Below are 25,646 nucleotides of genomic sequence, written 5' to 3'. Positions count from 1 at the left end.
CTCAAAACTTTTAAGCCGAGTCTAGTGTTATTTATCGGCTGTGAAACACAAGTGTTTGAATACTTTATTTTTAAAAGCCTAGTAATATCTAATATTGTGTCAAGCCTTTATTTCTTATCGTTTTTGCTTTCTTCTTTTAAAAACTTTGAAAGAGTTTCATAATCTCTTATTTTGGGAACAACTTTTCCATTTATGTTTATAATGAAAAGACGACCGTATCCCTGGCCGCATTGATTGGCAAAATCATATAAAGCCCCAAGGACCAAAAGCTCTCCTTTATCTATTTTCTCTGAATACATTTCAAGGGCTATTTCCACTTGAGAGTGGATGTTTTTTTCTATGTAAAAAAGCAAAGAATTTTCTTTAGATTCTTTTGGTGAAAGAGAGAGGTGTAAGTGGTTAAGTTCAGCACAAATATTTAAATTAGTATGACTATATCCAGACATGAAAGCCTTTATAGCTCCACAGTCAACATGCCCCAAAATCATCAAAATAGGAGTATTTAAACAAAGGACTCCATAATCAACAGAACCTCTATTGGTTAAGATTTGATTGCCTATATTTCTCACTACAAAAACTTTATTAATGGATTCAGGGAAAAAGGCCTCTAATTGCACGCGAGAGTCTGAACAGGTAAGTAAAGTAATACAAGGATCCTGTTTAGGAATATAAGGCTCAAAATCTTTATGAGAGTGGGACTTAACAAAGGAATCGTTATGAAGAATAACTTCTTTTAAAAGATTAGCTTGATCCATAAGATTAGCTTGATCCATAGGTTTCTTTGAAACTTTTTTTAGAAGAAAAGAACATAATTGATACGGTTGCCAAAATCAAGTAAATAATCTTTAAATATCTCTATGGAAAGAATCCTTGAACCTGAATTAATGCTTGATGACGAACAGGCAAAGGCCTATGCTTCAGCCGATTTTTCGGCCCCCCATCAAATGTTCGTTGACCTCTTCCAAAAAATCTTTGGCCCAGATATAAAAGGAGTAGTTCTAGATCTTGGCTGTGGCCCAGCAGACATCTCTGTCCGTTTTGCCAAGGCTTACCCTGATTGCCTTATCCATGGAGTAGATGGCTCACCAGCTATGCTTAAGTATGGCCAACAGCGAATTGAACAGGAAAAACTAACCTCTCGCATCAAGTTGATACTCGGAAAAATTCCAGAAGTAGAACTACCTCAAAGCTTTTACGACGCTGTTATTGTCAATTCTCTTCTCCATCATTTGCCTGACCCCCTTTTAATGTGGGAAACTATTAAAGAAGTGGCTAAACCACAGTCTCCAATTCTAGTTATGGATCTTTTGCGCCCTGAATCTCCAGAAAAGGCCAGAAAGCTTGTAGAAAAATACGCGGCAAATGAGCCAGAGGTTTTAAAAAAAGACTTTTATCACTCCCTTCTAGCGGGCTTTACTCCTGAAGAAATAAACAAACAACTTAAAGCCCAAGACCTATCCCACTTCAAAGTAGAAGTTATCACTGACCGTCATTTTATTGTTTACGGTTACCTTTAAGCTATTTAACAAAATATTCCACAATAGCCTTAACCAGACCTGGAATAGTATATTTTTTAGCTTCTATCTGAGGTGGAAAACCAGATTTTCTTAGAGTTTCACTAGTGATAGGGCCAATGGAGGCCAAAGTTACCCCAGAAAGTAACTCTTGAGCATCACTACCAAGCATCTTCAACAAGTTCTTAGCTGTGGAGGAGCTGGTAAAAGTTATCAGGTCAACACCTTGCGCAAGCTCTTTTCTAAGGCGAGCGGCCTCTTCTTCAGGAAGCACAGTCTGGTAAGCAGGGACTACTTCTACTTTTGCTCCAGCTTCTCGCAACTTTTCAGGAAGAATTTCTCTGGCCTCAAGGGCTCTGGGAATAAGAACTTTTTTACCGGAAAAGTCTTCTTTCAAAAGGGCCTCAAGAAGACCTTCAGCCCTGAATTCTTCAGGTAAAAGATCAACTGCAATACCATATTTTTTTATCAGGTCAGCGGTGGCTACCCCAATGGCAGCCACTTTGGCACGGGCCAAAGAACGGGCGTCTTTCCCTTTTCCAAAAAGCCTTTCAAAAAATACATTAACTCCGTTTACCGAAGTAAAAATAAGCCAATCGTAAGTTTCTATTTGTTCAATGGCCCTGTCCAATGGTTCAAAAGTATCTGGTGGAACAATTTTTATAGTAGGAATTTCTATGCATTCTGCTCCATATTCTTCCAGACTTTCCACCAACTGGCTGGCCTGAGCCCTGGTGCGGGTAACGACGATACGCTTGCCAAAAAGGGGTTTGCTTTCAAACCAGTTAAGTTTTTCTCGGAGCTTTACCACTTCACCCACCAGGATTATAGCTGGCGGGCCAAGCCTGGCCTCTTCCACTTTAGCGACGATATTCCCAAGATTACCAACTACTACCCTTTGACGCGGAGTGGTGCCCCAGCGCACCACTGCCACCGGTGTGTCCTCTGACTTTCCATGGCGGAGTAAATTTTCACAAATCCGGGGAAGGTTTTTCATGCCCATGAGAAAGGCGATGGTGCCTATGCGAGCAAGGGCCTCCCAATCAATGGCTGAGTCTTCTTTGGTTGGGTCTTCATGGCCAGTAACCATGGTAAAAGTAGAGGTATGTTCCCGATGGGTAACCGGGATTCCGGCATAAGCTGGCGCGGCAATAGCTGAAGTAACTCCTGGCACCACTTCAAACGGAATGCCGTGGGCTACCAGAACTTCGGCCTCTTCGCCACCGCGGCCGAAGAGAAACGGGTCTCCTCCTTTCAGGCGGGCTACAATTTTCCCCTCTTTGGCCTTATCCACCAGCAGCTGATTTATGCCTTCCTGAGAAAGAGTATGGTCTCCACCCTTTTTGCCAACATAAATTTTTTCGGCGTCATCTCGGGCCAGAGCCAAAAAACGAGGATTGGCCAGGTAGTCGTAAACAATAACATCAGCCTTGCTGATAACGCGCCTTCCTTTTTCAGTGATAAGCCCCGGGTCTCCCGGGCCTGCTCCTATGAGATAAACCTTTCCCCGCATTATGCTCCCCCGTAAACTTCGTCAAGAATTTTTCGGCCACCGCGGCCAAGTAGAATTTCCGCAAGTCTTTGGCCAAGCTCCCGGGCTTTTTCTTTCGGGCCCTGAAGTTTATCTTTAAGAATTGTTTCTCCAGAAGGATCAGCTATTAAGCCTTCAACGAATAAAGTGTTCCCTGAAAGCCTGGCAAAGGCTGCCAGTGGCACCTGACAGCCGCCTTCAAGAGTGGCCAGAAAAGCCCGCTCAGCTGCTACACAAATGGCTGTTTCTTCGTGGTGTAAAAAGGCAAGGCCTTCTTTTAAGTCCTGGTCACTCTCTCTCACCTCTATAGCCAGGGCTCCCTGCCCTATGGCTGGAAGCATCACTTCTTTAGAGATGGGCCTGGCCCGTTCTTCTTTTATACCAAGCCTTATGAGACCAGCCTGAGCCACAATGATGGCGTCATAAAGGCCTTCATTTAGTTTTCGCAGGCGAGTGTCAAGGTTTCCTCTTAAATTTTCAATTTTTAAGTCTGGCCGAAAAGCCTTTAACTGGGCTCCACGGCGCAGGCTACTGGTGCCAACCGTGGCCCCTTCTGGTATTTCATCAATAGACTCACCACCCTGGGCAATAACCACATCATAAGGGCTTTCCCTTTTAGGAATTATGGCTATCTCCAGGCCTGCTGGTAGCTCTGTGGGAACATCTTTCATGCTGTGGACGGCCAAATCTATCTCTTCTCGCAAGAGGGCTTCTTCTATTTCCTTTACAAAGAGGCCTTTCCCCCCAACTTTGGCCAGGGGAACATCTAAGATTTTGTCACCTTTGGTTTTGATAATAACGGTTTCTACCTGAACTTCAGGGTAACGTACTTTTATCTGGCTAATAACCCAATTAGTTTGGGCAAGGGCAAGCTTTGAACCCCGTGTGCCCACTTTAATAAGCTTTCTCAAAGGCCCACTCCTTTTATTCGTTAACTCGTTTTAGTAAGTCTTTGAATCTCTAAAGGCTTTTAACTTTTACCGCTGCCCGGTGAAGGCTTTTTAATGTTTCTACACTGCTTACCGCGTTCACCTAAGAAATCAGCGAAGCAGGTAAAAAAGCATTTCTAAAATAGCTTCTTTTAATCCTTGCTGAAGACCTTCCCTTAATCATTCTTCATAGCCTTCTTTTTTATTATTCCGTAAGCAGCACTTTCTATCATTATGTCTCGCCTCCACTGGACCAATTTTAACGGGATTTCAGGAGAAATTAAGCCTCCCAAAATGGCCATTCCCGTTAAAAGATCTACCAGGACTAAAACTGCTTCGTCATTTTCTGGAGTTGTGACAGTTACTAGGCACACAAACTATCGAGACTTAACCGTCCAAAATTTTACACCAATAAGCTTAAAAAGCGAAACACATCTATAATAAAAATTCCAGGACGTACCTGTTTTAACATCTCCTTTTCAAGCACTACCTGAAAGGCAAATTTAGGTTTAAGCCGTTCCCAAAAGTAAAAAAGTGAGGGGTCAGGATTAGTCTCTCTATTTTTGACCTCAATTAACATGAATGGATTTCCGTTTTTAATAATAAGAAAATCTATCTCCTTTCCATCTCTTGTGCGAACATAGTAAAGAAAAAAACTGCCTAATCCCCACTCATTCCAGGCAGAGATAGAGCGCATAAGCTGAACCGCTAAAAAATTTTCAAACTTCTTTCCTGTATCTTCAAGAATTCCCCAATCCCAAAAATAATACTTTTTTTCTTTTTTAATTGTACGAGAAAGTCTTCCGCTGTATGGAGGAATAAAGAATATGAGATAAACTTTTTCTAGAGCAGAAAGCCAGAGTTTTACTGTATTATAAGAGGTTTGCAGAGTTTGAGAAAGATTGTTTAAGCTTAAAGGTGAGCCTATTCTTTCAGGAAGTAAAAATACAAGCTGCTGAAGCCTTACAATGTCAGAAATTCGTGAGAGGTCTCTAATTTCTTCTGTGGTAAGAAGACTTAAGTGAGCCTCTTTCCACCTGAGATAAAAGCTTTTTTCTCCTTGAAGAAAAGGCTCAGGGAAACCAGAAATTTCGTAGAGCTGACAAACTGCTTCCTTCCATTCAAGAGAGGGAGGAGAAAAAGATAAAGAATTTTCAGTATTCCAGGCTTTTTGAAAATTAAAAGATTTTCCGAAAATCACATCATTTGGGCTTAAAGGAAACATTTTAAAGAGAAAGTATCTTCCAATGAGGCTTTCTCCAGTTTGGCGATATAAATCAAGCCTTGCACTTCCACACACTACAAAACGAATAAAATGTCCAAGCTCATCGTAATAGCCTTTAAGAAGTTCTTTCCACTTAGGATGCTTGTGAAACTCATCAAAAACTGTCCAATACTTAGGAAAATGATTTTCTGATTGAGTTTCTGAGGGAACCTCCGGAATGTTTTCCAGAAAAAAGTAAGGATTTCTGGTAAAAGCTTGCCTCACTGAAAGAGTATCCCAGTTGTAATAGTTATTTTGTTGGTTTAATTCTTTAAGTTTTAAGCGTGAGAGTGTAGTTTTCCCGATTTGGCGGGGACCAGCAAGAAAAATCATCCTTTTCCCAACAAATTTTTCCTCAAATGCCCAGGTACCTACTATTTGATAAATCTTCATGTTTGACATTTTTATATGTAACTGAAACTTTGTCAAGACAATTTTGCAGGTATCTATAAATATGCCGAAAAAATTGAGACCAAAAGTCTATAAGCCCTTCTCACCAAAGGGATCACATAAAAATACGGTTCTTCCGCCTCTCAGGATTGTAAATTTGCTTATTAACTGTGTAAAACTCCGTATTTTCAAATACAAAGTCAGCCCGCCTTAAAGAAGTAGTTTCCTGAGGACGTTCTTCGAGGAGATAAGCGTTTTTTACAGATAATCCACAAAAGAAAAGGCTCCTTGCAGCGGGAAAGAATAATCTTTGAGGCAATATCGTAATACATGTTAGGCTTTTATTTCCCGCTGCATCCACTACAGCTGGTAGCGGTGCACCCGCTACACGAGGCACTCCCAGAGGCGCTTACAAACTTGGCTCCACTTTTAAAGGCGCAGGCTGACATAATTTTTTCTACCTTTTCGCTGCCACACTTGGGGCATTTTAGGCCCTCACAATTTCCGCCAAGAATAAGTTCTTCAAAGGTCTCACCGCAATCAGCACAGGTAAATTCGTATATGGGCATGGATTTCACCTCCTAAGCTTTTTCTACCTTAACTTCTAATCCTTCTGGCACGCGCTTCAAGTCTTCAAGGGGGCTTATTACTTTACCTACAATATTTACTGCACTGGCTGGCCTGATTTCCCCTGGGGAACTGATAGGCGTTGGCCCGAAAAAGAGGCAAAGGGCCTTACCATCCGGCCAGTAGCCGACATCTCCTAACTCCACCACCTCTTTGGCCGTTTCATCTAGCTCAAAAGCCACCGGCGTGGCAAAGTAAATTTCATCTCCCCAGAGATTAACGCGCGAGGTAAAAGGGGCGGCCTCAAAAATGGCCTTAGCACAAGGAGTATCAGCTAATTCTATTTCGGCTACGACTTCGTCAAAAATAAGTCTAAGTTTCATGGCTCATCTCCTCAAGTAAGGCTCCTGCAAGAAGCGGAATTAAAATTTCGTGATGCCCGGTAATATGATAACCCTTTCCGCCGGTCATGGTAGGCCGATTAACCACATTGGTAAGCGGCCGATATTGCCTTATAAAGTCAAAGTTAACCGTGGTAAACCTCTCCACCTGATAACCTAGATTCCTCACCACAGTTAAGGCCTTTAGAAATACTTCCGGGAGCAACACCGCCGACCCAGCCAGAAAAAACACTCCGCCTTCAAGGTCTGCTACCAGACGGCAGAAGAGCCTGAAGTCATAAAAAGAGGCCTCGCCAATAGCGGCACCGTCTGCCGAAGGGTGCATGTGAACAATATCAGTACCTATGGCCACGTGCACCGTAAGCGGCACACCGAGTTCGTAAGCCGAGGCGAAAAGACTTAAGTTTTTATAAGGATAATCGCCTTCTGCTAGCAGTTTCCCAAGGGCAAAACCAAGACCTTTGTCCCGCCCTTCTTTAGCGGCCAGGTTTAGCAGTTCGCCTGTTTCTCTAGCTGCGCCAAAGCTTCCGTCTTTTAAGGCCTGGGCCACGTCTTCAGAGGTTGTGCCTGCCATGGCAAGCTCAGCGTCATGCACCATACAGGCCCCGTTTACCATCACTGCCGATATAAAACCCCGCCTCATAAGGTCAATGATAACGGGAGTAAGCCCCACTTTTATCACATGGGCTCCAAAACCCCAGATAACCGAGCGCTTTTGGCGAAGTGCACCTGCCATGGCCTTTGCAATTTCTAAAAGGTCCCGCGCGGCAAGTTCTTTGGGTAAACAGGCAAGAAACTTTTTAAAACTAAGGCCTGAAGACAAAGGCTTTGCCAGAGCTTCCACCGAAACTTTGCTCGGCCGCTCAAAGAGGCTATAAGTTTTAAGGCCTGAAAAATCAAGGGGTTTAGGACGCAAAGTATGCCTCCTCTACCAGTTCACAAACAAGATGAATATAAAAAATATGAGCCTCTTGAATACGCGGTGTCTCTCTTGAAGGAACAGTTATCACTAGGTCAGCATAAGAAGGCATTTTGCCGCCGTCACCACCGGTAAGCCCTATGGTAAAAAGCCCTAACTCTCTGGCTGTGGCAAGCCCCTGCAATACGTTTTCAGAGTTACCGCTGGTACTAATGCCTAAAGCCACATCGCCAGGATGACCGAGGGCCTTAACCTGTTTGGAAAAAACCTGGGAAAAATCGTAATCGTTGGCAATGGCCGTAAGGATAGAAGTGTCCGTGGTGAGGGCAATGGCTGGAAGAGGTAGCCTTTCCAGACGAAAACGATTTACAAACTCTGCCGCCATGTGCTGGGCGTCAGCGGCACTTCCGCCATTTCCAAAAATTAGAAGCTTCCCTCCAGCTTTTAAGGCACGCAAAATCTCTTCAGCAGACCTTAAAATGTTTCCCTTCTGTTTTTCCCAGAAAGCTTTTTTTACGGCCAGCGATTCTTCTAAAATCTTTTGAGCTTGTTTTTGCCAGTTCTCCATGCTTAAGGAATGTGCTCTAAAAGCTTGTAAAAAGCAAGCCCCAGATATTCATGAACAGCAAGGTCACTATAAAAAAGGTTTATAGGCCTGGGCCAAAAATCAGTAATACCAAAAGATTTTTCTGCCCTGGAAATATAATAAGCCGGGTAAGGGACAGGCTTAAGGCCTTCACGCTCAAATAAAAATACCGACCTTGGCATGTGATAAGCCGCCGTTACCAGGATAAACTTTTTTCCTGCAAGACGTTTCTTGAGCGCCCGCGCACTTGAAGCCGTATCATTGGGCTGGTCATAAACTTCTATATTTTTAACTCCCATTTTTCTGGCTATCTCTGCCAGATAACTTGCACCTTTACCCATTTCCACACCGCAGCTCCCAGCCCCCACGATTATAAGCGTTTTTTCAGGGTATTTTCTGGCCAAAGAAACAGCGGCTAAAAGCCTTTTGGCTGTTTCTCCCCCAATGCGGTCAAAAAGCCCCAGGCCTGGGCGGTCAGAAATATAAGCTGGCAGCAAGACAATAGCTTCTGCTTCTTTTAAAATGGCTTCTTCTGGTTGTGCGTAACGAGATTCAAGAGGACGCAGCAAAAAATAAGGTAAAACCGTAGAAGATAAAAAGAAAACGAGAAAACCCAGTGAAAGAAAAACTTTCACCTGACTTTTACGGTAACGGGAAAAAGCAGCTAAAAAAGCCAATAACAAAAAAAGAAAAGAAAGGCCTGAAGGCAACAGAAGATTACCGACTATTTTTTTAAAAATAAATGGCAGGTCCATAGGGTAGTAAACTGGCGGGGCTGACGGGACTTGAACCCGCGACCTCCGGCGTGACAGGCCGGCGTTCTAACCGTGCTGAACTACAGCCCCGCACATCTTCTTGTTATGGTGGGCGGAACAGGATTTGAACCTGTGACCCCCGGCTTGTAAGGCCGATGCTCTCCCGCTGAGCTATCCGCCCTAACCAGGGGTAAAATTAACAAGCCCATTTCTACATGTCAAGCCTAATGCGCTCTAATCTCGCTTCCTTCTTTAGGATCTCCAAAAAGCGTATATGGTGGAACGTCCCTAAAGAGTTTTTCGGGATCTTCAAGATCAAGGGCTATTTTTAAGACCTCGTCCATATGTTCTACCAGGACAATGTCTAAATCTTTGCGCACTTTAGCCGGGATCTCTTTGAGGTCTTTTTCATTTTCTTTAGGTATAAGAACCGTTTCAATATGGCCACGTCGTGCGGCTAAAAGCTTCTCTTTAAGCCCACCGATAGGCAAGACCCGACCTCTTAGAGTGATTTCCCCTGTCATAGCTACCGTACGTTTAACCGGGATCTTTAAAAGAGCCGAAACAATAGCCGTAGCAATGGTAATACCAGCACTTGGCCCATCTTTGGGAATAGCCCCTTCTGGCACATGCACGTGAATATCTATGCGCTGATAGAAGTCAGGTGGGAGCCCTAACTGATGCGCCCGAGAACGCACGTAACTCATGGCCGCCTGCACGGACTCCTGCATGACATCGCCAAGCTTTCCAGTAATAAGCAGCTTTCCTTTACCAGGCATAATCACCGCCTCTATCTGGAGAAGAGCACCACCTGTCTCCGTCCAGGCAAGGCCTGTGGCCATACCCACTTCGTTTTTCTCTTCTGCCATGCCGTAACGATAACGCGGCACACCAAGGTACTTGTGAACCTTGCTAACTAAAACCTTGGTAGGCTTAAAAGCCTTGGGATCTTTGGCTACCTCTTTGGCAATCTTACGACAAATAGCCGCTATCTCGCGCTCAAGGTTTCTAACGCCCGCTTCTTTGGTATAACGCCTGATTATTTCCAAAATGGCCCGATCAGAAAACTGGACCATTTCAGGTGATAGGCCATGGGCTTCTAACTGCCGCGGAATCAAATATCCCTTGGCAATTTCAAGTTTTTCTTCTTCGGTATAGCCGGGGATCTCTATAATCTCCATACGATCAAGCAAAGGAGTTGGAATCGTATGCAAGGCGTTAGCCGTGGTAATAAACAGCACGTTTGAAAGGTCATAACCAACTTCCAGGTAATGGTCCTGAAAAGAGAAATTCTGCTCAGGGTCAAGCACTTCAAGAAGGGCCGCGGCAGGATCCCCTCTGAAATCCGTACCTATTTTATCTACTTCGTCAAGGCAAAAGACCGGGTTTATGGTGCCAGCCTTTTTCATGCCCTGAATAATCTTGCCAGGCAAAGCACCTATATAAGTGCGGCGATGTCCTCGTATTTCAGCCTCATCGCGCACGCCACCAAGAGATATGCGCACAAAGTTACGCCCCATGGCCCGGGCCACAGATCTCGCCAGGGAGGTCTTCCCCACTCCCGGTGGCCCTACGAGACATAGAATTGGCCCTTTTATTTTCTTAACCAGCTTTTGTACGGCCAGGTGTTCAAGAATACGCTGTTTGGGTTTTTCAAGGCCGTAGTGGTCAGCGTCAAGGATTTTTTCCGCTTCGTCTATGTCTATTTTGTCTTTAGTGCGCTCGTACCATGGGATGCTGATTAGCCAGTCAATATAATTGCGCACCACCGTGGCCTCAGCGGACATGGGCGACATCATCTGGAGCTTTTTAAACTCCTGGCGCACTTTGGCAGCCACTTCTTTAGGCAAACGTTTACGTTTAATGCGCTTTTCAAGCTCAGCCAGGTCGCCACGGCCGTCTTCGCGCTCTCCCATTTCCTTCTGTATGGCCCGCATCTGCTCGTTGAGATAGTAGTCCCGCTGGGTCTTTTCCATCTGCTTTTTCACGCGCTCTTTAATGCGCTGCTCAAGGCGGATAACCTCCATCTCGCCTCGGAGATATCCAAGGACCATCTCAAGCCGCTTTTTAACGTTGGTTATCTCAAGTAGCCGCTGTTTCTGGGAGAGCTTAAGGTTTAAGACGGCAGCGATATGGTCAGCCAGACGTGAAGGGTCTTTAAGCCCCAGAATAGAAGAAACAACTTCTGGCGGAATCTTTTTGTTCACTTTGGTATATTCTTCAAAGGCTTCGTGGCAAAGCCTGATGAGGGCTTCAACCTCTGGGCCAGCCTCAATGACCTCGCTCTTAGGCTCAACTTCCACCATAAAAAAGGAATGCCCAGGCAAGAAGCGATTAATCTTGGCCCGCTGTTTGCCCTCAATAAGGGCTTTTACCGTGCCATCAGGCAAGCGTAAAATCTGGATTATCGTGCCAATAGTGCCAATACGATAAATGTCTTTTTCTTCGGGCTCGTCTAGCTGAGCGTCTTTCTGGGCGGAAAGAAAAATTTCCTTGTCACCGGCCATGGCGTGCTCAATGGCCATAATGCTCTTTTCACGCCCGATAAAAAGGGGCACTAAACGCCCCGGGTAAAGGACAATATCTCTCAAAGGCAGCAAAGGTAATGTTATGGTTTGTTGTTCTTGTTTCGTATCCATAATCCCTCTTAGGCCTGCTGGGCCTGTGACTCGTAAATTATTATTGGTTTGTCTCTCTTGGTGATGACTTCTTCTGTCACCACCACTTCTTTAACCCCTTCCATTGAAGGAAGTTCATACATTATTTCAAACATAGCTTCTTCCATAATGGCCCTCAAACCACGCGCACCACACTTGCGCCTGATAGCCTCTTTGGCGATAGCTTGAAGAGCCCCTTCTGTAAATCTAAGCTTTACACCGTCCATTTCAAATAGTTTTTCATATTGTTTGACCAGGGCGTTTTTAGGCTCTGTAAGAATTTTGATAAGCTCTTTTTCGGTAAGTTCATCCAGGGTGGCCACGATAGGCACACGGCCTACAAACTCCGGGATCATACCAAACTTTATTAAATCTTCAGGCTCTACATGGGCAAGAATTTCGCCAATACTCATGTCTTTAGCACTTTTTATGTCTGCCCCAAAGCCAATGGAGCGTTGACCAAGGCGCTCTTTAATAATACGTTCAAGGCCAACAAAAGCCCCTCCACAGATGAAAAGGATATTGGTGGTATCAACTTTGATGAACTCCTGCTGCGGGTGCTTACGCCCGCCTTTTGGGGGCACATTAGCTATCGTGCCTTCAAGTATTTTTAAAAGGGCCTGTTGCACACCCTCCCCTGAAACATCTCGGGTAATGGAAGGACTGTCTGTCTTTTTGGCAATTTTGTCTATTTCGTCAATATAGACGATGCCTCTCTGAGCAAGCTCTACATCGTAATCAGCCGCCTGTAAGAGATTAAGAATGATATTTTCCACGTCTTCTCCCACATAGCCTGCTTCGGTAAGGGTGGTGGCGTCAGCGATGGTAAAAGGCACATTCAAGAACTTGGCTAAAGTTTGGGCAAGCAAGGTCTTACCGCTCCCTGTGGGACCAATAAGCATAATATTGCTTTTTTGGAGTTCCACCCCGTTAAGGCTTACCCTACTTTCAATACGCTTGTAGTGGTTATGCACCGCTACAGAGAGAATCTTTTTAGCTTTTTCCTGACCTACAACGTACTGGTCAAGAAAGGCTTTTATCTCTGAAGGTTTAGGAATTGTTGGCGACTCTTTCTCAAACTCTTCGCCGTCAGAATCTTCGGCAATTATGTCATTACAAAGCTCAATACATTCATCGCAAATATAGACGGCTGGCCCGGCAATTAATTTGCGGACCTCGTGCTGGCTTTTCCCGCAAAAAGAGCAATGCAAATCGCCTTTATTTTTCTTAGGCATTGTTACTTTCCTCCTTCTTTGAAGGGCGCTTTACCAATATTTTATCAATAATTCCATATTTTTGCGCCTCTTCACTTGACATATAAAAGTCGCGCTCGGTGTCTTTCTGGATTTGTTCTATGGGCTGGCCAGTATGGCTAGCAAGAATTTCATTTAACATCGCTCGCAAACGAAGTATCTCTCGCGCCTGAATATCAACATCAGTGGCCTGCCCCTGAAAGCTACCAATGGGTTGATGTAGCATGATACGAGAATGGGGAAGGGCATAACGCTTACCCTTCGCCCCGCCAGCCAGAAGCACCGCGGCCATACTGGCAGCCTGCCCCAGGCAAAGGGTGCAGACATCGGGCTTTATGTATTGCATGGTGTCATAAATAGCGAGCCCCGAAGTTACAATACCACCTGGCGAATTTATATACAGGGTGATATCCCGATCCGGGTCTTCTGCTTCTAAGAAAAGAAGCTGGGCAATCACCAGGTTGGCCAGATGGTCGTCAATGGGAGCCCCTATAAAGACTATCCTTTCCCGTAAAAGACGGGAATAGATATCATAAGCCCTTTCACCACGAGCAGTTTGTTCAATGACAATAGGCACATACATGGCTAACCCTCACTCTCTTTGACCTCTTCCTGCTTTTCGGCTGGAGAAGTATCCTGAGTCTTTTCTTTTTCTTGATTTTCTTTAATTTTAGCCTGAGAGACCAGAAATTGCAAAGTCTTGTCAGCTATGATGCGCGGCACCATAGAGGTAGCCAGAATAGCTCTTGCTTCTTCAAGGCTTGCTTTGGTAGCTTCTGCAAGCATCTTGGCTTTTTCCTCTAATTCTTCTCCGCTTACACTTATATTTTCGATCTCTGCAATCTTTTCTAAAATCAAGTCTTCTCTGGCTTGCTGTTCAGCCATAGGGCGCAAACGCTCTTTAAGCTTGGGCACAGAGATTCCTGCAGACTCAAAAGTATGCCCTTTTTCTTCAAGGTTCTGTTGCATCTGTTCAATTAAGCGAGCAAGCTTATACTCTACGTATCTTTCCGGCACTTCAAACTGGATCTTTTCTCGCAGCTTTTGAAGGATCTGTTCCTTCAAGAATTCTTCAGCTTTTTTCTTCTTCTCTTCCTCAAGGCGGGCCTTAATCCTTTCACGCAGTTGTTCTACAGACTCAAAACCCAAGTTCATCTTTTTGATGAACTCATCATCAAGGGGTTTTAAGTCACGCACATAAACCTCTCTTATCTGGACCTTATAATGCACTGTCTGGCCAGCTAACTGGGCGTTTAAGGCGTCTTCAGGGTAGGTTACATCTACTTCTACGGTGTCTCCGGCTTTTTTACCTATAAGGGCCTGTTCTATAGTTTCATTAAATTCTCCCGTACCTACGTCAACGTAAAGGGCTTCGGCCTCATGCCCTGGTACCGGTTCACCGTTAATGTAAGCCTTAAAAGATAAGATGGCTATGTCATTCAATTGTATTTCGTGGCCTTCTTCAGCGGGCTTTAAGTCAGCAAAGGTCATCTGAATGGCCTTGAGATGATTTTCCAGTTCTTCTTCGGTTACCTCGGTGGGAAGGGTTTCTATCTCTAAACCTTTATAGTCTTCGGGCTTTATATCTATTTCAGGCCTGATATCCACCACCGCGGTGTAAGAAAAGCCCGTTTTTTCGTCTAACTGGTCATAAGATTCAATTAAAGGCCTTACAATAGGCGCTAATTTTGATTCCTCTATGGCCTTGGGAAGAGTTTCCTGAATAAGGTTTTCCACTACGCGCTCTTCAATATGTTCTCTAAAAAGACGTTTTACTACAGCCTTTGGAACTTTACCCTTGCGAAAGCCTTTTACCGAAACCTCTTTGCTAAGCTTCTGGCAAGCTCGGTCAATCTCTTTAGCCACCACCTCTGGGGGCAACTCTACTTTGAGCTTTTTCTGAACTGAAGTGATGTCTTCCACGTTTACTTTCATAAACAATCTCCCTGTCAAAGATTTTTCAAAATTTTGTCTTAAAGCTACAAAGTTTTATAAGCGGCGGCAAGGGCTTGACCCTTTTCAAAAATCCATAATTTCATCGTCTTCTTCACTGGAAGTTATTTCTTTTTGCCTTAGCCCTTGATTAAGCCATAGTTCCCTCTCTCTAAACAACTGACAAATCAAGGCTAACGCGGCTCCAGCAAAGACACCTGCCAGGCCAGCCATTAACCAGAATCTCTGCTTATTAATTCGCACCGCCTTTCCACAATAAGGACAGAAAGAAACGCCTTCAGGAATATTTCCATTACAGGCTGGACAATTCATAATTTTTCTCCTGAAATCTCTTAAAGTTAGCCAAAATATTTTCTTCTTCAATCCACTTAGCCAGGTCTTTTAAGGCCCTTTCTGCCATAAGCCTATATCTTTCGCGTTTGGGAAGTTTCTTGCGCTTTTTGACAGGCATATCAAGCGGCGGGAAAAGCCCCCAATTTATATTCATGGGCTGAAAATGTTTGGGATCTGCCTCGGTAATATAATGGACAAGGGCTCCGTGAGCCGTAGTGCGAGGTGGCACTACTAGCTTTTCCTGCCTGGCCAGCCGACTGGCGTTAAGGCCGGCCAGAAGCCCCATGGCCGTTGACTCTACATAGCCCTCCACTCCACTTAACTGGCCTGCCAGAAAAATTCTTGGTTCCTTTTTGAGTTGTAAAGTTTTGGTGAGCACTTTAGGCGCACAAACAAAGCTGTTACGGTGTATGGAGCCAAAACGGGCAAACTCTGCCTGCTCAAGCCCGGGAATCATGCGAAAGACCTTTTCCTGCTCTTTGTATTTCAATTTAGTTTGAAATCCCACCAGGTTATATAGAGTTCCTTCTTTGTTTTCAGCCCGAAGCTGAACCACGGCGTAAGGCTCCTTCCCGGTGCGTGGGTCTTTTAAGCCTACCGGTTTCATGGGGCCAAAACGCAAAGTGTCTCGGCCCCTTTCAGCCATTACCTCTATGGGAAGGCAACCCTCAAAATACTTGGGCTTTTCAAACTCTTTAAAGGGTACTTTTTCTGCCAAAAGCAGGGCGTCTATAAAACGCTCATATTCTTCTTTGGTCATAGGGCAGTTTACATAGGCCCCTTCACCTTCACTGTAGCGGTCAGCCTTAAAGACCTTATCCCAGTTTATGGAATCAGCGTAAACAATAGGGGCAATGGCGTCATAGAAATGAAAAAACTCCTCACCAGTATAGCGTTTCAGGTCTTTAGCCAGAGAGTCTGAAGTCAAAGGGCCAGTGGCAATGATAACAATCCCTTCTTCAGGAATGACTGTTACCTCTTCGTTGATAATTTCTATTAAAGGGTGCGCTGAGATCTTTTCGGTTATGTAAGAGGCAAAAAGCTCCCGGTCAACGGCTAGCGCCTTTCCAGCAGGCACTTCACTGGCAAGAGCCGCTTCCATGATGAGGGACCAAAGTCGCCTGAGTTCTTCCTTTAAAAGCCCCACCGCGCTTGTTATTTCTTTTGAACGCAAGGAGTTTGAACAGACCAGCTCAGCGAGCTTTCCGGTTTTATGAGCAGGAGTTAGTTTTTTAGGACGCATCTCGTAAAGTTTTACCGGCACTCCTCGGCAGGCCAGTTGCCAGGCGGCTTCTGAACCTGCAAGGCCTCCGCCAATTATGGTAACCAGAAAGTCTTTACTCATGCCGCAAGCCTCGTGGCCAACTGCCCGCAAGCAGCTGAAATGTCTCTCCCTTTACTTTTACGGATAGTGCCCACATAACCATGAGAAAGTAATATTTCTTGAAAACGCAAGATGGCACTTTCACTTGAACACTTAAAAGGCAACGCAGGGTGTTCATTAAAAGGGATAAGATTTATTTTGGCTGGTATCCCCTTTAAAAGTTTGGCCAATTTATGGGCGTCTTTAGGAGAATCATTCACTCCCTTAAGCATAAGATACTCAAAGGTAATGCGCCAGCCCTTGGGCAAAAGATAACGACGGCAAGCGGGTATTAGCTCTTTTAAAGGGTAACGTTTGTTAATGGGCATAAGTTGGGAGCGCTTTTCTTCGTCTGCAGCGTGTAAAGAAATAGCAAGCTTAACCGTAATATCTCTTCCGAGTTTTTCCATCTGAGGTATCAGCCCCACAGTGGAAACAGTGACACGGCGTCTTGAAAAATTAAATCCTCTTTGGTCAAGAAGAATATGAAGCGAGGTGAGAACATTATCATAATTGGCCAGGGGCTCTCCCATACCCATAAAAACAATATTGCGCAGTTTTTTTTCTTCAGAAAGCCCCTCTCTTATAAGAACCTCCCTGGCCCTTAACACCTGAGCGGTTATTTCATGGGGCTTTAAGTTGCGCCTTAAGCCCATTCTGGCAGTAAGGCAAAAGGTGCAACCCATGGCACAGCCCACCTGAGAAGACACACAAAGGGTAAAATGATCTGCCTCGGGGATGATAACGCTTTCTATCAGTTCTTTATCTTCAAGACGCAAAACAAGTTTTCGCGTGCCATCAGAAGAGACCTCTTCCTTTACAATTTCAGGAAGAAAGATACTAAATTCTTCGCCAAGCTCCTGGCGCAGAGCCTTGGGAAGGTCTGTCATCTGGTCAAAAGAATAAATTCCAGGTTGTGCTAACCATTTGAAGACCTGACGCCCCCTATAGGTTTGAAGCCCCCTTTGTTTAAAGAGGGCTTCAAGCTCTTCGCAGGTAAGATCTCTAAGATTTTTTGAGTTCTTCAAGAAGCTTTTGGGCCTCCTCTTTTTCAGGAAAGTTAAGAGGAGATTTTACTATCTTTTTAAGTTCTTCCATAGCCTTATCTTTTTTACCCATAGCTATAAAGGTTTTAGCCAGATGCAGGCGGGTAGGCAAAAAGTCAGGATTTTTTTCCAGTACATCTTGAAAGGTAGAAACGGCCAGTTCGTAGGAGCCGCGTTTGTAAAGCACCCAACCGAAAGTGTCAAGGATATATGGATTTTCAGGAGCAAGTTCCCTGGCCTTTTGAGCCAGAATAAAAGCTTCTTCAAGCTCGCCTTTTTCGGCAAGCATCCAGGCCAGGTTGTTTAAGGCCGGGAAGTAATCAGGCTTTAACTCAATAATTTGACGATAAATCTTTTCAGCTTCGTCGTTTTTATTTTGGGCCATAAGAATGGCGGCCTTGATCATTAAAAGAGCAATGTTTTTCGGCGTTTTTTCAAGGGCCTTTTCACATTCAGCCAGGGCTTCACTAAGTTTGCCCTCTCTGGCATAAAGGGCAATAAGCAGGTTATAGGCTGGGAGGAATTTATCATTTTCTTTAACGGCAAGCTTAAGTTCTTTTTCTGCTGACTTTAAGTCATTCTTGGCCAGATAAACCTGAGCTTTCAAAAAGTAAAGAGGAGCTTTATCTTTGAAATTAGCTAGATGCTTATCAATAAGGGCCATGGCCTTATCAGGTTCTTTTTTGGCCAGGTAGAATCTAACGAGACGGGTAAGGGCTGGTAAATGATTGGGGGCCAATTCCAGAGTCTTTAAGTCTTCTGCTACGCCTTCTTCAATTCTTTTCTGGGCATAAAGGCAGGTAGCGTAAGCGAAGTGAACCGTAGAATCTTTGGGGAATATTTCTGCCATACGCTTGTAAATCTTTTCTGCCTCGGCAAACTTCTTTTCAGCCATGTAAGAAAGGGCAAGAAGCAAACCGGCTTCTTTATTCCGTGGCATAAGGCGAAGGACTTTTATAACTTCTTCACGCGCTTTTTCAGGTTCCCCCTGGGCAAGAAGTAAACGGGCGTAAATCAGCCTAGTTTTCCAGGCAAGAGGATTTAATTCAATAGCCTTTTCAAGGGCCTTTCTGGCCTCAGAGGGTTTCCCCTGAAGCAGGTTAACCACACCAATAAAGTGATAAGCCTCAGCCAGGCGCGGCCGACCTTTAGTAGTAACCTGAAAGTCTTCCAGAGCTTCAGCTAGGAGACCTTTGGCCAGGCGAATTTTCCCTCTTACCAGATGGGCAATAGGGTGATTGGGATTTTTAGCCAGAACTTCATCAACAAGCTTCTGGGCTTCGTCAAGCTTATTTTTTTGAACTAAAAGATACGCTAACTGGGCTTTTAAATCTAAAGAGTCAGGCCATTTTTTAAGGCTTTCTTCGGCAAGCTCTATAGCTTTATCTGTCTGGCCAAGCTGGCGATAAAGGTCTATCAAAAGAAGGCGGCCAAAGACTTCGTCAGGATGTTTTTCATTCCAGGCAAGCAAGAATTTTTCAGCTTCTTTAAACTTGCCCTGAGCTATGTAAAGAGAGATAAGCTCGCGGACAAAGCGATTTTGTTGGGGAAATTTTTGGGTTAGTTCTTTAAGAAGGGCCTCAGCTTCTTTTACTTTTCCGCTTTCAAGATACTGGCGAAGTAAAAGCTCATAGAGGAAAGGATTGTCAGGAGATTTAGCTATGGCCTCTTTCAACTTAGCAAGAGCTTTACCCTTTTCTCCTCTGGCATTGTAAACGCGAGAGATAATTACCAGGGCTTCGGTATTGCCAGGGTCTTTAGCCAGTACCTCTTCGGCTAGTTTTTCGGCGTTCTGGTAGTCTTTCTGGCGGAGACGCAAAGTAGCCAAAAGATTTAAAGCCTTTGTGTTTTCGGGCTCTTTTTGAAGGACATATTGTAAGTGCTTTTCAGCCTCTTCCAGTTCACCTGCGGCAATAAGGAGAGAAGAAAGCTTAACTCGCGCTTCTAGATTATCCGGGTCAACATCAACGGCCTTACGATATTGGGAAAGGGCTCGCCTCAAATTGCCAGTTTTAAAATATATCTCAGCAAGTTCGTAATTGGCTCTGGGGTGTTTGGGATCAAGCTGAAGCACGTTTTGAAACTCAATGGCCGCCTCACGAAGTTTCCCCTCTTTGGCAAAGGCTATGCCTCTTTCCATGTGCTTGGAAATTTTTTCTTCTGGAGAACTACAACCTAAAAAAGCCAATACCAGTAAAAAAACTACTAAAATACGCCATCTACCCACCATAGAAGACTCCTTTATAGGGGAAATTTGTCTTTTTTATAACCAACTAATCGGAATAAACCAAGTTCAAATTAAGGCCTTTTTCAGTACTCTAGAAAAAACATTCGGCTTTCGGAGCCCCTAGAAAATATCAACTGGAGATTACTTCGGCTCGCAAAATATCGTAAAGAGATTTTGCAAAAATTCTGAGACAGGTTGAAATCACTGGTGACTGTGTCGCCTCGCGACAAGGATGGCTTCGCTTTACTCGTAAAGACGAAAAAAAGAATCTCACATAGCGAAGAGGAAAGATACTTCACAACATTTTATTATTGAAAGGAGCCATTTCTTATTATCAGTGTGCGAGGAGATCCCTCGCTTCGCTCGGGACAGGCGAAGCTGTCTCAGAGATAAATGGAAAATCAAAAATATTTGCAAAGATCTCTTAATAGTGGCTCTTACGAGGCTCACAGCAACAAGGAAATCCGCCAAAAAGAAAGGGGAAACAAACCTCCCCTTTCTTTTTGCCTAGATATACATCTTAGCTACTTTTTCTACAATCTTTTCTGCTTCAAGCCAGTCATCAAGGGCTTTACCTGGTTCCTTTCCCCGTTTGAGATAAAGGTCATAAGCAATTTTTTCAATTAATTCTTTTTTCATCCTTTGGGCTTCTTCTGGAGGACCAATAAATTCAACAACCAGATTGTCCTCCTTGGCTGACTGGACTTCGATTCCTTTAACTTCACCGTTTTCTTTCAAAACATATATTGCCCGGGGAGAACGCAAAGTATGAACTAAATGCTCGGTATGTTCAGCATCAATTCCCCCAACAATGACTTCTACGTCTTTCTTCTTGGCTTCATATACTAATCCCAAAAAGGGCATGTCCCGGCATACTTCGTGGCCACCCACCAGCACGCAAACCGGCCTAAACTGATGTTCAGCGTTAAACTGTTTTAAAAAGATAGGCCAATCTTTCTTAAGAATTCTTTCTTTTTTCATTTTGGGTCCCCCTTAGCGTTATTTGAACTTTACTTCTCTACAAAAAATATAAACACTATTAAGAAATTGTTGAGCAAATTATACCAAAATAAACATTTTATTTGTTAAAAATTTTTAGGAGGTAAAAACATGAAAGAAAAAATTGTAGTAATCGGGGCAGTAGCAGCTGGCCCGCGGGCAGCTTGCCGGGTAAAACGCTTAAATCCCGAAGCAGAAGTAATAATGATTGACAAAGATGACCTTATTTCCTATGGAGGCTGCGGGATTCCCTATTACGTTTCTGGGGATATTCCCGACGAAAAAGAACTCCGCCTTACAGCTTTTAAGATGTTGCGAGACGAAAAATTTTTTGAAAACGCCAAAGGGGTTCACACTCTAACAAAGACTTTGGCTACCAAAATAGACCGAGATAAAAAATTGGTACATGTCAAATACCTTGATACCGGAAAAGAAGAAACCTTACCTTATGACAAGTTAGTTTTAGCTACGGGTGCTTCACCCTTTCTTTTACCTCTTCCAGGGAAAGACCTTGATGGTGTTTTTGCCGTTTCAAATCTTCATTCTGCTATTGAAATAAAAAATCGTTTATCCAGAGGCGAAGTAGGTAAAGTAGTCATTATAGGAGCTGGGGCCATTGGCCTTGAAATGGCAGAGGCCTTTAGAGACTTGTGGGGAGTAGAGGTCACGGTTTTAGAGTATTTTTCCCAGCCTCTTCCCCGTTTACTTGACCCACCTATGGCTCGCATAGTAGCCCAGCATCTAAAAGAAAAAGGCGTAAAACTAGTGGTTAACGCCCGCACCAAAGAAATTGAAGGGAAAGACGGAAAAGTAGTGGCGGTAATTACTGAAGATGGTCGTTACGAATGTGACCTGGTAATTATGGCTACCGGTGTACGCCCCAACTCCCAGCTGGCCCGTGATGCAGGGCTTGCTGTTTCACCTCTTACCGGAGGTATAATCGTTAATGAACGTTTGCAAACTTCAGACCCTGATATTTACGCCGGTGGCGACTGTGTAGAAATAACTCACCTGATTTCTGGTAAAAAAATGGTCCTTCCCTCTGGTGCTCTTGCCAACCGCCACGGCCGCATAATTGGTACCAATTTAGCTGGAGGAACAGAAACATTCCGGGGAGCAGTCGGTGCTTTTGTAATGAAATGTTTTGATCTAGCTATTGCTAGCTGTGGCCTTTCTTACGAAGTGGCTAAATGGGAAAACTTTAAGGCCTTTTACGCTTTACACAACCAAACGGAAAGAGCCCACTACTATCCAGGTGCAGGTCTCATTTTTGTAGAAATAGTTGCTGACGAAAGAGACCGCCGCGTTCTTGGTTTTCAAGCCGTTGGTCCTATGACAGATGGCGCCATGGCCCGTATTAACGCTATTGCTAAACTGCTTGAGTTTAAGCCTCGCCTAGAAGATACGGCTTATATGGAACTGGCCTACGCTCCACCCTTTAACTCTGCCCTTGACCCCATAAATGTGGTTTCCATGGTGGCCAATAACATGGCTGATGGACTTTTTAAGCCTATTGAGCTTGATGAAATATTTAAAAGGCTAAAAGAAAATTACCCAAATACAGTTTTTGTTGATGTACGAAGTGAACGCGAAGCCGCTCCCTTTATAGAAAAATATCCTGGACGCTGGATTTGTATCCCTTATAACCAGGTAAGACATAATGTTGATAAAATTCCAAAAGACAAAGAAGTCATTTTAATTTGTAATTCTTCTATGAGAGCTTATGAGGCCGCGCGAGTGCTTTATGCTGCAGGCTATGAAAAAGTTTATGTGCCACTTGGAGGGATGAACTTTGCACGCCGTTGGGGCTGGATTACTTAAAAATTCTGGTGGAGGCGGCGGGAATCGAACCCGCGTCCGGAGGTGTTTCAGACTGAACTTCTACGTGCGTAGCCTGGGCCGTGACTTTCGGCTGGGGAGACTCCCCAGGCTGGCCTCCACCAGCCTAGCCTGCAGAAATCTCGCCTAGAAGGTGGCAGGCGCACCTTCTAGGCCAGCCCGCTAGCTGACGCCCTGAACCGCCCGCGGGCAGAGGCAGGATTCAGGGCGGGCTGCTTTTCTATTAAGCAGCCATGGCGTAGCTGTATTCGTCGGCACTTGTGTTTGCCCCACCTTTTTTACGAGGCGGTGGGCACCTCGGCACGCTGTTCAGCCCTACGCACCTCCGTCGAACCCATTTCGCCCCCTCAAAGCTTTTGGGCCAACGAAAGCAGGGCTTTTAGCCCAATTTTAAAAGAACTATTTTATGCGCCCTTTGTAACGGCGCCTGAGCTCTCGCTCAACATCACGGCGGCGTATAGTTTCCCGCCGGTCATAAACCTTTTTACCTTTAGCCAAGGCTAACTCCACCTTGGCCTTGCCATCCCGAAAATAAATTCTCAAAGGTATTAAAGTATAACCTTTTTGCTGTACCTTGCCAAGGAGCCGCCTTATCTCCTGCTTTTTTAAAAGAAGCTTGCGCGTACGCGTTGGGTCAATTAACTGCGCCTCACGACTAAAAGGATAAGGACTGATGTGAACGTTGTAAAGATATACCTCACCGTCTTTAATGCGAGCAAAGCTATCAACCAGATTAGCCCTTCCAAGCCTTAAGGACTTTACCTCTGGCCCAAGAAGGACCATCCCCGCTTCAAGCGTTTCTTCAATGTCATAAAGATGCCGAGCTTTTTTATTGGTGCAAACCGTCTTTTCCATAACAAGTTAATGGTAAAACCAATTTAAGCTGGCGTCTAGGTGTGAATTTCTCGGTAGCCTTCAGGAGTCTTTTCCTGACAGGAAGAAGGCCTAAGGTTAGCCAAAGCAAGTTTTTTTAAAACCAGGGCCAGGGCTTCTTTTTCTATTTCCAAGGCCATACCACAATCACTGCTTACTTCTTTGGGGACAGGCACCAAATCAAGTTTCAGGCCCTCTTTTTTGAGAACTTTTTCTGCTTTTAAGACATAATGAATGGAAGGGAAGAGTAAAATAACCTTCATGCTGCTATTTTTAATAGGGCTTCAGCAGCTAATTCAACTTCTTTTATGCGGTTAAAATAGCCAAAAGAAAACCTTACTGTTCCCTGCGGGAAGGTGCCTATGGCCTTATGAGCCAGAGGAGCACAATGAAGACCAGGGCGCACGGCAATCTGAAATTCTTTATCAAGAACCCTTGCCACCTCAGAAGGCGAAAGACCTTCTATATTTACGGAAACAATGGGAATAGCCTTGATTCTTTCTTTCGGCCCATAAAATTTAAGCCGAGGATGCCCCTTAATTTTCTCAACAAAAAGGTCAGCCAGAGCTGTAGTATGCCGATGAATTTTCATAAGGCCTGTTTTTTCAATAAAGTCAATACCTGCGGCAAGCCCGGCGATACCGCATAAATTAGGAGTACCGGGTTCAAAGCGATCTGGCAGGAACTTAGGGGCTTCAAGAGATTCTGAACGACTCCCGGTGCCCCCAAGCTTGATGGGAGAAAGTTCATTTTCACGCCCTGGCTTGATATAAAGCACTCCCACTCCAGGAGGGCCGAAAACACCTTTGTGCCCTGAAAAAACTAAAAAATCTATATCCCCTTTAGAAACATCTATAGGAATATGCCCTACCGCCTGGGCAGCATCAATAAGAAGCAAACTTTCGCCTTTAATTTCTAATATTTCAGCTAGGGGCTGGATGGTTCCAGTTACATTTGAAACCAGATTTAAACAAATTAGCCGTGGCTTATGTGTTTCTACTAGGCTGGCGAAAGCATCAAGATCAAGGAACCCTTCCTCATTACACGGAGCAAAAATTACTTTTACATTTCTTTTTTGGCGGAGGTATTCAAGAGGTCTAGCCACAGAATTATGTTCCATATGGGTAGCTATTACACAGTCGTTAGGTTTAAGTAGCCCCATAATCACCATATTGAGACTTTCAGTAGAGCCAGAAGTAAAAATTATCTGGCTAGAATCTTCAGCGCCGATGAAAGCGGCTACCTTTTCGCGGGCTTCGAAGATGATATGGCTTGCCGCCAAAGCCCCTTGATGGGCCGAGCGCCCGGGACTTCCCGGAATATTTCTCAAGATATGCCCTACCGCCTCAATAACCTCAAAAGGTTTTGGAAAAGAAGTAGCTGCCTGGTCCAGATAAATCACGGCTTTATAACCTTTGAGGACACCAGTTTTTGTAAGATATCAAACATGTTTGATATCTTACCCACGGCTAGTTTATCTTTCACCTGGTAATAATCTAAACAGGTTCCACAAACAAGAATTTCTATATCGCTTTTTTCCAGTTCTTTGAGATCAGTTAATAGCTCAGAATCTTCTAAGGTCAAAAATACCCCTTCATTGTAAAAAACAATGGTGTTAGGCTTAGGATTAACTTCTTTCAAAGTTTTTACAAAAGACCTTAATAGAATCTTGCCTAAAGTTTCATCTCCCTGGCCCATAGTCTTTGAAGCTAAAACTACACAAATGTTTTCTTGGGTTTCACAAGATATTGCCGGAGTTTGAGAAGTGGTTGAAGATCCTTTAGTAACTATTAGCTCCCAGAAGCCTTCTTTTTCGGAAACTTTTACCGAATGCCCCTGGGCCTCAGCAAAACGGGAAACATTTTTCACCGCCGCTTCGTTATCAACCAGTACCAAGACATCTTCACCTTCTTCAATTTCGTCAAGGATATTCTTAGTTTTTATAACTGGCTGAGGGCAAGGAAGCCCGCGACAATCAATTTGTTTCATAAAATTACCTCCTGTACAATGTCTAGCATTTTGCTAGTTTAACGAAAACTTTACAAAAATTAAGAGACTTTTGCAAAAATTTAGAGATAGGTTGAGATCGCCACGGCGACTGCTTCGCCTCGCGAAGAGATTGCGAGCCCTGGCCGAAAGACGTGAAGGATCTTTTTCTCGCCTCTTCCATTCATAGTAGGTTGACGGAGCAATCGGCAAAACCTTGCAGATCGGCTCGACTCCGTAACTCTTTCGGTATCTGTCAAT

Annotated in this window: 25 protein-coding genes, 2 tRNA genes, 1 other RNA gene, 1 pseudogene and 1 other annotated feature; of the genes and pseudogenes, 2 read left to right on the top strand and 27 right to left on the bottom strand. The window is 44.2% G+C overall.

The genetic code is table 11. The annotated features are described in order from the left end of the window. Positions 1 to 107 precede the first annotated feature (107 nt). Positions 108 to 773: a carbonic anhydrase gene (locus TH606_RS06475; protein WP_068542154.1), complete on the bottom strand. Its 666-nt coding sequence runs from the start codon at positions 771 to 773 to the stop codon at positions 108 to 110. Positions 774 to 857: 84 nt separating this feature from the next. Between TH606_RS06475 and TH606_RS06470 the strand changes: the two genes are divergently transcribed. Then, entirely contained in the window at positions 858 to 1,517 is a 660-nt protein-coding gene (locus tag TH606_RS06470; protein WP_068542152.1) for a class I SAM-dependent methyltransferase, read from the top strand. A gap of 1 nt (position 1,518) precedes the next feature. On the opposite strand, the gene cobA is transcribed toward TH606_RS06470, so the two are convergent. From cobA to TH606_RS06365, 20 genes are all read right to left on the bottom strand, one after another. Continuing rightward, complete coding sequence (gene cobA, locus TH606_RS06465; protein WP_197460519.1) at positions 1,519 to 3,027, bottom strand: uroporphyrinogen-III C-methyltransferase; 1,509 nt, start codon at positions 3,025 to 3,027, stop codon at positions 1,519 to 1,521. Beyond that, positions 3,027 to 3,956, bottom strand: a complete 930-nt coding sequence (gene hemC / locus TH606_RS06460; RefSeq protein ID WP_068542148.1) for a hydroxymethylbilane synthase — start codon at positions 3,954 to 3,956, stop codon at positions 3,027 to 3,029. The genes cobA and hemC overlap by 1 nt, the downstream gene beginning before the upstream one ends. 194 nt (positions 3,957 to 4,150) lie before the next feature. Continuing rightward, positions 4,151 to 4,348: a hypothetical protein gene (locus tag TH606_RS06455; protein ID WP_068542146.1), complete on the bottom strand. Its 198-nt coding sequence runs from the start codon at positions 4,346 to 4,348 to the stop codon at positions 4,151 to 4,153. Positions 4,349 to 4,377: 29 nt separating this feature from the next. Then, the gene (locus tag TH606_RS06450) at positions 4,378 to 5,631 is read right to left on the bottom strand and encodes an ATP-binding protein (RefSeq protein WP_068542144.1); all 1,254 of its coding nucleotides are present in this window, start codon (positions 5,629 to 5,631) and stop codon (positions 4,378 to 4,380) included. Between the two features lie 338 nt (positions 5,632 to 5,969). Continuing rightward, the gene (locus TH606_RS06440; protein WP_068542140.1) at positions 5,970 to 6,197 is read right to left on the bottom strand and encodes an FmdB family zinc ribbon protein; all 228 of its coding nucleotides are present in this window, start codon (positions 6,195 to 6,197) and stop codon (positions 5,970 to 5,972) included. Between the two features lie 12 nt (positions 6,198 to 6,209). After that, positions 6,210 to 6,578: a cyclophilin-like fold protein gene (locus TH606_RS06435; protein WP_068542138.1), complete on the bottom strand. Its 369-nt coding sequence runs from the start codon at positions 6,576 to 6,578 to the stop codon at positions 6,210 to 6,212. Next, on the bottom strand, positions 6,568 to 7,512 hold the full coding sequence (locus TH606_RS06430; RefSeq protein ID WP_068542136.1) for a hypothetical protein: 945 nt from the start codon (positions 7,510 to 7,512) through the stop codon (positions 6,568 to 6,570). Before TH606_RS06430 ends, TH606_RS06435 begins: the two co-directional genes overlap by 11 nt. Further along, positions 7,502 to 8,083 carry a D-sedoheptulose-7-phosphate isomerase gene (locus tag TH606_RS06425; RefSeq protein WP_068542135.1) on the bottom strand — a complete coding sequence of 194 codons (582 nt, stop codon included), beginning with the start codon at positions 8,081 to 8,083 and terminating at the stop codon, positions 7,502 to 7,504. The genes TH606_RS06430 and TH606_RS06425 overlap by 11 nt, the downstream gene beginning before the upstream one ends. A gap of 2 nt (positions 8,084 to 8,085) precedes the next feature. Next, a complete protein-coding gene (locus tag TH606_RS06420; RefSeq protein WP_068542133.1) occupies positions 8,086 to 8,856 on the bottom strand; it encodes a YdcF family protein in 771 nt (256 codons plus the stop codon). Between the two features lie 12 nt (positions 8,857 to 8,868). Then, positions 8,869 to 8,946: transfer RNA gene (locus TH606_RS06415), tRNA-Asp, on the bottom strand. 16 nt (positions 8,947 to 8,962) lie between these two features. Continuing rightward, a tRNA-Val gene (locus TH606_RS06410) sits at positions 8,963 to 9,037 on the bottom strand. A gap of 43 nt (positions 9,038 to 9,080) precedes the next feature. Then, positions 9,081 to 11,495, bottom strand: a complete 2,415-nt coding sequence (gene lon / locus TH606_RS06405) for an endopeptidase La (RefSeq protein ID WP_068542131.1) — start codon at positions 11,493 to 11,495, stop codon at positions 9,081 to 9,083. Between the two features lie 8 nt (positions 11,496 to 11,503). Then, entirely contained in the window at positions 11,504 to 12,748 is a 1,245-nt protein-coding gene (gene clpX / locus TH606_RS06400) for an ATP-dependent Clp protease ATP-binding subunit ClpX (RefSeq protein ID WP_068542129.1), read from the bottom strand. Further along, the gene (gene clpP, locus TH606_RS06395) at positions 12,741 to 13,349 is read right to left on the bottom strand and encodes an ATP-dependent Clp endopeptidase proteolytic subunit ClpP (protein WP_068542126.1); all 609 of its coding nucleotides are present in this window, start codon (positions 13,347 to 13,349) and stop codon (positions 12,741 to 12,743) included. Before clpP ends, clpX begins: the two co-directional genes overlap by 8 nt. Before the next feature lie 2 nt (positions 13,350 to 13,351). Continuing rightward, a complete protein-coding gene (tig, locus tag TH606_RS06390) occupies positions 13,352 to 14,701 on the bottom strand; it encodes a trigger factor (RefSeq protein WP_068542125.1) in 1,350 nt (449 codons plus the stop codon). An 84-nt stretch (positions 14,702 to 14,785) separates the two neighbouring features. Further along, positions 14,786 to 15,031, bottom strand: coding sequence for a hypothetical protein (locus TH606_RS06385; protein WP_068542123.1), 246 nt, complete (start codon positions 15,029 to 15,031; stop codon positions 14,786 to 14,788). Next, positions 15,012 to 16,397: a methylenetetrahydrofolate--tRNA-(uracil(54)-C(5))-methyltransferase (FADH(2)-oxidizing) TrmFO gene (trmFO, locus tag TH606_RS06380; protein ID WP_068542121.1), complete on the bottom strand. Its 1,386-nt coding sequence runs from the start codon at positions 16,395 to 16,397 to the stop codon at positions 15,012 to 15,014. The genes TH606_RS06385 and trmFO overlap by 20 nt, the downstream gene beginning before the upstream one ends. Continuing rightward, entirely contained in the window at positions 16,394 to 17,443 is a 1,050-nt protein-coding gene (gene rlmN, locus TH606_RS06375) for a 23S rRNA (adenine(2503)-C(2))-methyltransferase RlmN (RefSeq protein WP_068542119.1), read from the bottom strand. The genes trmFO and rlmN overlap by 4 nt, the downstream gene beginning before the upstream one ends. Continuing rightward, entirely contained in the window at positions 17,421 to 19,691 is a 2,271-nt protein-coding gene (locus tag TH606_RS06370) for a tetratricopeptide repeat protein (protein WP_068542117.1), read from the bottom strand. The genes rlmN and TH606_RS06370 overlap by 23 nt, the downstream gene beginning before the upstream one ends. Before the next feature lie 504 nt (positions 19,692 to 20,195). Further along, the gene (locus TH606_RS06365; protein ID WP_068542115.1) at positions 20,196 to 20,669 is read right to left on the bottom strand and encodes a DUF2934 domain-containing protein; all 474 of its coding nucleotides are present in this window, start codon (positions 20,667 to 20,669) and stop codon (positions 20,196 to 20,198) included. Between the two features lie 129 nt (positions 20,670 to 20,798). On the opposite strand from TH606_RS06365, the gene TH606_RS06360 reads away from it, so the two are divergent. Then, positions 20,799 to 22,508 (top strand): FAD-dependent oxidoreductase, encoded by a 1,710-nt coding sequence (locus TH606_RS06360; RefSeq protein ID WP_068542113.1) that lies wholly within the window; start codon positions 20,799 to 20,801, stop codon positions 22,506 to 22,508. Between the two features lie 6 nt (positions 22,509 to 22,514). On the opposite strand, the gene ssrA is transcribed toward TH606_RS06360, so the two are convergent. The 6 genes and pseudogenes from ssrA to TH606_RS11365 form a co-directional block, all read right to left on the bottom strand. Beyond that, positions 22,515 to 22,873, bottom strand: a transfer-messenger RNA (tmRNA) gene (gene ssrA / locus TH606_RS06355). Between the two features lie 52 nt (positions 22,874 to 22,925). Further along, positions 22,926 to 23,381, bottom strand: a complete 456-nt coding sequence (gene smpB / locus TH606_RS06350; RefSeq protein ID WP_068542111.1) for an SsrA-binding protein SmpB — start codon at positions 23,379 to 23,381, stop codon at positions 22,926 to 22,928. A gap of 35 nt (positions 23,382 to 23,416) precedes the next feature. Continuing rightward, positions 23,417 to 23,662 (bottom strand): DUF3343 domain-containing protein, encoded by a 246-nt coding sequence (locus TH606_RS06345; protein ID WP_068542109.1) that lies wholly within the window; start codon positions 23,660 to 23,662, stop codon positions 23,417 to 23,419. Next, positions 23,659 to 24,801 (bottom strand): aminotransferase class V-fold PLP-dependent enzyme, encoded by a 1,143-nt coding sequence (locus tag TH606_RS06340; protein ID WP_068542107.1) that lies wholly within the window; start codon positions 24,799 to 24,801, stop codon positions 23,659 to 23,661. The genes TH606_RS06345 and TH606_RS06340 overlap by 4 nt, the downstream gene beginning before the upstream one ends. Then, a complete protein-coding gene (yedF, locus tag TH606_RS06335) occupies positions 24,798 to 25,388 on the bottom strand; it encodes a sulfurtransferase-like selenium metabolism protein YedF (protein ID WP_068542105.1) in 591 nt (196 codons plus the stop codon). The genes TH606_RS06340 and yedF overlap by 4 nt, the downstream gene beginning before the upstream one ends. A gap of 132 nt (positions 25,389 to 25,520) precedes the next feature. Continuing rightward, positions 25,521 to 25,646 (bottom strand): annotated as a pseudogene (locus TH606_RS11365) (IS3 family transposase); the annotation flags it as partial. Further along, positions 25,584 to 25,646: a sequence feature (AL1L pseudoknot), on the bottom strand. This feature is flagged as partial in the annotation. It overlaps the preceding pseudogene by 63 nt.

The organism is Thermodesulfatator autotrophicus (genome assembly GCF_001642325.1).
GTDB lineage: Bacteria > Desulfobacterota > Thermodesulfobacteria > Thermodesulfobacteriales > Thermodesulfatatoraceae > Thermodesulfatator > Thermodesulfatator autotrophicus.
Note: the sequence above shows the minus strand (reverse complement) of the source record. Positions and strands in the feature narration are given on the sequence as shown.

What these genes read in the sequence shown, in the direction of transcription:
- clpX (WP_068542129.1), bottom strand. Translation starts at nt 12,748, where the DNA reads ATGCCTAAGAAAAATAAAGGCGATTTGCATTGCTCTTTTTGCGGGAAA.
- smpB (WP_068542111.1), bottom strand. Translation starts at nt 23,381, where the DNA reads ATGGAAAAGACGGTTTGCACCAATAAAAAAGCTCGGCATCTTTATGAC.
- lon (WP_068542131.1), bottom strand. Translation starts at nt 11,495, where the DNA reads ATGGATACGAAACAAGAACAACAAACCATAACATTACCTTTGCTGCCT.
- TH606_RS06360 (WP_068542113.1), top strand. Translation starts at nt 20,799, where the DNA reads ATGAAAGAAAAAATTGTAGTAATCGGGGCAGTAGCAGCTGGCCCGCGG.
- TH606_RS06420 (WP_068542133.1), bottom strand. Translation starts at nt 8,856, where the DNA reads ATGGACCTGCCATTTATTTTTAAAAAAATAGTCGGTAATCTTCTGTTG.
- cobA (WP_197460519.1), bottom strand. Translation starts at nt 3,027, where the DNA reads ATGCGGGGAAAGGTTTATCTCATAGGAGCAGGCCCGGGAGACCCGGGG.
- TH606_RS06425 (WP_068542135.1), bottom strand. Translation starts at nt 8,083, where the DNA reads ATGGAGAACTGGCAAAAACAAGCTCAAAAGATTTTAGAAGAATCGCTG.
- clpP (WP_068542126.1), bottom strand. Translation starts at nt 13,349, where the DNA reads ATGTATGTGCCTATTGTCATTGAACAAACTGCTCGTGGTGAAAGGGCT.
- TH606_RS06470 (WP_068542152.1), top strand. Translation starts at nt 858, where the DNA reads ATGGAAAGAATCCTTGAACCTGAATTAATGCTTGATGACGAACAGGCA.
- tig (WP_068542125.1), bottom strand. Translation starts at nt 14,701, where the DNA reads ATGAAAGTAAACGTGGAAGACATCACTTCAGTTCAGAAAAAGCTCAAA.
- TH606_RS06370 (WP_068542117.1), bottom strand. Translation starts at nt 19,691, where the DNA reads ATGGTGGGTAGATGGCGTATTTTAGTAGTTTTTTTACTGGTATTGGCT.
- yedF (WP_068542105.1), bottom strand. Translation starts at nt 25,388, where the DNA reads ATGAAACAAATTGATTGTCGCGGGCTTCCTTGCCCTCAGCCAGTTATA.
- TH606_RS06345 (WP_068542109.1), bottom strand. Translation starts at nt 23,662, where the DNA reads ATGAAGGTTATTTTACTCTTCCCTTCCATTCATTATGTCTTAAAAGCA.
- TH606_RS06435 (WP_068542138.1), bottom strand. Translation starts at nt 6,578, where the DNA reads ATGAAACTTAGACTTATTTTTGACGAAGTCGTAGCCGAAATAGAATTA.
- TH606_RS06450 (WP_068542144.1), bottom strand. Translation starts at nt 5,631, where the DNA reads ATGAAGATTTATCAAATAGTAGGTACCTGGGCATTTGAGGAAAAATTT.
- TH606_RS06440 (WP_068542140.1), bottom strand. Translation starts at nt 6,197, where the DNA reads ATGCCCATATACGAATTTACCTGTGCTGATTGCGGTGAGACCTTTGAA.
- TH606_RS06385 (WP_068542123.1), bottom strand. Translation starts at nt 15,031, where the DNA reads ATGAATTGTCCAGCCTGTAATGGAAATATTCCTGAAGGCGTTTCTTTC.
- trmFO (WP_068542121.1), bottom strand. Translation starts at nt 16,397, where the DNA reads ATGAGTAAAGACTTTCTGGTTACCATAATTGGCGGAGGCCTTGCAGGT.
- TH606_RS06475 (WP_068542154.1), bottom strand. Translation starts at nt 773, where the DNA reads ATGGATCAAGCTAATCTTATGGATCAAGCTAATCTTTTAAAAGAAGTT.
- TH606_RS06365 (WP_068542115.1), bottom strand. Translation starts at nt 20,669, where the DNA reads ATGAAAAAAGAAAGAATTCTTAAGAAAGATTGGCCTATCTTTTTAAAA.